This is a genomic window from Streptomyces sp. DvalAA-14 (assembly GCF_900091855.1).
GTDB lineage: Bacteria > Actinomycetota > Actinomycetes > Streptomycetales > Streptomycetaceae > Actinacidiphila.
Genome location: NZ_FMCH01000452.1, coordinates 1 through 4,211, shown reverse-complemented (window position 1 = coordinate 4,211; position 4,211 = coordinate 1). Strand labels below are relative to the sequence as shown.

Genomic DNA, 4,211 nt, shown 5'->3' with positions numbered 1-4,211 from the left:
GGCGGCGGCACCGGCCGCTTCCCCCGCACCGGCCGCTTGCCCCGCCGGCGCCCGCTCCCCGCCCGGGGCCGGGTCCGGCGGCTCGCACCGGGCCCGGCGCGGCACCGGTGGCCGCGCCCGGGGTGGTGCCGCCGATGCTGCCGCCGAAGCTGCCGTCGATGGCGGCGTTCACGGTGATGGTGGCCGCGCGCTGGGCGAGCCGGGTCTTGCCGACACCGCCCGCGCCGGTGAGGGTGACCAGCCGGTGGGTCGCCAACGCGGCCTCCAGCCGGGCCAGTTCCGGCCGCCGGCCCACGAAACTCGTTGTCTCCTGCGGAATGTTGCCCTTCATGGCGACAGCCTGGCACCGACCGGGTACGGACGGAAACCGTGCCGGTCGACACGTACCGCGGCGATCACGATCCGCAGCGGGGCGTCACCTACCCGTCATAGGCTGACAACTCTCCTCGATTCTGTGCCCCTTCACTTGCGCCTCATCAGGCCCCCGTGTGAGCGTCGTCGCAGCGCAGCGTCCCGTCGAAGGGCGAAGATGGGGACTTCGACGTATCAGCGGGAGGAGTTGACGGGGCGCCACCGAAGCGTTGCGGTCGGGCGACGGGCATCGGCAACCGTAAGCAAACATGTTCCAACACCAGTTGGACATCACGGTCCGGCAACGCATCCGGATAAGAACGTTGACGCCCCCCTTCATGTGGCGTAGAACTACCCTGCAGTTGCGATGGCGTTTCATCTTGGTGACTTCTGTTGGAAACGGGTCGGCGCACAGAGCCGCTGAATCGCTCCGCTCAACCAGCATTCGCCTTCTGCTTCTTGAATACGCCCACACACACATGGAGGCACCATGTCGGACGTCGAGTCGTCGGGCAGCAGCATCGGAACCGGTCCGTCCCCATCGCGCAGGAACCTGCTCAGGGGCGTCGCCGCCGGTGCCGGGCTGGCTGCCGTCTCCGGAGGCCTGCTGACCGCCTGCGGCGGTTCGAGCTCGGACAAGGACAAGGACAAGCCGAGCGGGTCGGCGGCTGTCGCCGGCTCCACGGTGACGTTCGGGTCGAACTACTCCGACCCCGCGGTGAAGTCCGCGTTCGCCGCGCTCACCGCGTCGGCCACCGCCTCCACCAAGGCGAAGATCAAGATCAACACCGTCGACCACGACACGTTCCAGCAGAACATCACCAGCTATCTGCAGGGCACCCCCGACGACCTGTTCACCTGGTTCGCCGGCTACCGCATGCAGTACTTCGCCGCGCAGGGCCTGGCCCAGCCGATCGACGACGTGTGGGAGAAGATCGGCGGCAGCTTCAGCGCCGCGGCCAAGAGCCTGTCCACCGGCCTGGACGGCCACCAGTACCTGGTGCCGATCTACAACTACCCGTGGGTCGTCTTCTACAACAAGAGCCAGTTCGCCGCCAAGGGCTACACCGTCCCCACCACCTGGGACGACTACCTCGCGCTGGCCAAGAAGATGAAGGCCGACGGCATCACCCCGATCGCCTTCGCCGACAAGGACGGCTGGCCGGCGCTGGGGACCTTCGACATCCTCAACATGCGGATCAACGGCTACGACTACCACAGCAAGCTGATGAAGCACCAGGTGCCGTGGACCGACCAGGGCGTCCACACCGTGTTCCAGCACTGGGCCGAAATCATGCCCTACATGCAGAGCGGCGCGAACGGCCGTATCTGGCAGGACAGCGTGAAGCTGCTGGAGAACAAGCAGGCCGGCATGATGTTCCAGGGCACCAACCAGGTGGCCGCCCAGTACGTCACCGACAAGGCGAACCTGGCGGACCTGGACTTCTTCCCGTTCCCCGCGATCAACCCGCAGTGGGGCCAGGACTACATGGACGCCCCCACCGACGGCTTCATGCTGAGCAAGAAGGCCAAGAACACCGACGCCGCCAAGGCGATCTTGGAGTACATAGGAACCGGCGCCGCCGAGACCGAGTACCTCAAGACCGACCAGTGGGATGTCGGCCTGGTCAACGGCCTCCAGGTGCCGACGTACAACGCGATCCAGAAGAAGTCGGTCGTGGAGATCGGCAAGTGCAAGGCGGTGGCCCAGTTCATGGACCGCGACGCCGACCCGGCGATGGCCAACGCGATGATCTCGATCATCCAGAAGTTCATCGACGACCCCAGTGCCGGCAACATCGCGTCCCTGCAGAAGAGCGCGGAGGCCCAGGCGAAGGCGATCTATTCCTGATGAGTTCCGCCTCCCAGGTGCGCAACCCGGCGGCGGCGCCGACCGGGCCCCACAACGGGGCCCCGGTCCGACGCCGCCGCCGGGGCGTACGCACGATGAGCACCCGAGACCGCCTCGTCGTGGCGCTGCTGCTCGGCGTCCCGCTGCTGCTGGATCTCGCCTTCGTCTGGTTCCCGGCCATCGGGACGGTGCTGCTGTCGTTCACCAAGTGGAACGGCGTCGGCAGCCTGCACACCACGACCTGCAAGCCGAACCTGCCGTCGATCCTGAACAACGGCTGCGTGTACGGCATACAGAACTACCACCAGGCCGTCACGATCTATCCCGAGTTCTGGCCCGCGGTGCGGCACAACCTGATCTGGCTGGCCGTGTTCGTGGTGATCGCCACGCCGCTGGGCATGCTGTTCGCGGTGGTCATCGACCGCGGCATCAAGGGCAGCCGGATGTACCAGAGCATCCTCTTCCTGCCGGTGATGCTGTCGCTGGCGCTGGTCGGCATCATCTGGGAGTTCATGTACTCCCAGGACTACGGCCTGATCAACACCGTCATCGGCCGCAACCACGCGGGCAATTCCATCGACTGGCTCGGCAACCCGCATCTCAACTTGTGGGCGGTGCTGCTGGAGGCCACCTGGCGGCAGGCCGGCTACGTCATGGTGCTGTACCTGGCCGGCCTCAAGGCCGTCGACCCGACGCTGCGCGAAGCGGCGCTGGTGGACGGCGCCAACGCCTGGCAGACGTTCTGGCGGGTGGTCTTCCCGGTGATGCGGCCGATCAACATCGTCATCATGGTCGTCACCGTCATCGAGTCGCTGCGCGCCTTCGACCTGGTCTACATCACCAACAAGGGGATCAACGGCCTGGAGTTGCTGTCGGTGCTGGTGACCTCCAACATCGTCGGCGAGACCCAGCGGGTCGGCTTCGGCTCGGCGCTGGGTGTGGTGCTGCTGGTGATCTCGCTGGTGCCCATCACGATCTTCCTGTTCCAGACCTTCCGGCGAGAGGAATCGCAGTGAGTGCCGAAACCCTTGCCGGGCCGCGGGTCGCGGCCCCGGCCGACGGCCGCCCCCGACGGCGGCGGCCGTGGGGCCAGGCCGCCTCGCAGCTGTTCCTGATCGTCTCCTGCGTGCTGTGGATCCTGCCGATCGCCTTCGCCCTGTACGTGGCGGTCCGGCCCTATTCCGACACCCGGAAGTACGGCTATGTCTCGCTGCCGCACCACCTGACGTTCAAGAACTTCAGCGACGCCTGGTCCCAGTCGGACATGCTGCACTTCTTCTGGAACTCGGTGCTGATCACCGTGCCGTCGGTGATCATCGTGCTGGCGCTGGCGTCCGGGGTGGCGTTCGTCCTGACCCGGGTGGACGTCAAGCTCAACATCGCGCTGCTGATCCTGTTCACGGCCGGCAACCTGCTGCCGCAGCAGGTCATCATCACCCCGCTGTACCGGATCTACCTGAAGATCCCGCTGCCGCACTTCCTGGCCGGCAGCGGCCTGATGTACAACTCCATCTTCGGCCTGATCGTCATCAACGTGGCCTTCCAGCTGGGCTTTTGCGTCTTCGTGCTGAGCAACTACATGAAGTCGATCCCCGGCGAGATGTACGAGGCCGCCCTGGTCGACGGCGCGGGCCTGTGGACCCGGTTCTGGCGGCTGACGATCCCGCTGTGCCGTCCGGCGCTGGCGGCGCTGGCCACGCTGCTGACCACCTGGATCTACAACGACTTCTTCTGGGCGATCACCTTGATGTCGTCGGGCGACAAGCGGCCGGTCACCTCGGCGCTGGCCAACCTCCAGGGGCAGTTCGTCAGCAACCAGAACATGATCGCGGCGGCGGCCATGATCGCCGCGATTCCCACCCTGGTGGTGTATGTCCTGCTGCAGAAGCAGTTCATCGCCGGCCTGTCGCTCGGGTCCAGCAAGGGCTGACGGCGCGGCCGGAGCAGCCGGCGCGGACCCGGCCGGGCACCCGGCGCGGCCCGGACCCCCACCGGGTCCGGGCCGCCG

4 protein-coding genes are annotated in these 4,211 nt (G+C 66.8%); 3 read left to right on the top strand and 1 reads right to left on the bottom strand.

Annotated elements, in window-relative coordinates; all coding sequences use genetic code 11:
• On the bottom strand, nucleotides 1-331 hold a 331-nt coding region (locus GA0115240_RS38550), incomplete at its 3' end, for an ATP-binding protein (RefSeq protein WP_237555150.1).
• A gap of 573 nt (nucleotides 332-904) precedes the next feature.
• On the opposite strand from GA0115240_RS38550, the gene GA0115240_RS23965 reads away from it, so the two are divergent.
• From GA0115240_RS23965 to GA0115240_RS23955, 3 genes are read left to right on the top strand one after another with little or no spacing between them, the layout of a single operon-like run.
• Entirely contained in the window at nucleotides 905-2,203 is a 1,299-nt protein-coding gene (locus GA0115240_RS23965; RefSeq protein ID WP_237555151.1) for an ABC transporter substrate-binding protein, read from the top strand.
• Complete coding sequence (locus GA0115240_RS23960) at nucleotides 2,203-3,219, top strand: carbohydrate ABC transporter permease (RefSeq protein ID WP_093739520.1); 1,017 nt, start codon at nucleotides 2,203-2,205, stop codon at nucleotides 3,217-3,219. Before GA0115240_RS23965 ends, GA0115240_RS23960 begins: the two co-directional genes overlap by 1 nt.
• Nucleotides 3,216-4,133, top strand: coding sequence for a carbohydrate ABC transporter permease (locus tag GA0115240_RS23955; protein WP_093739518.1), 918 nt, complete (start codon nucleotides 3,216-3,218; stop codon nucleotides 4,131-4,133). Before GA0115240_RS23960 ends, GA0115240_RS23955 begins: the two co-directional genes overlap by 4 nt.
• The last annotated feature ends 78 nt before the right edge of the window (nucleotides 4,134-4,211 follow it).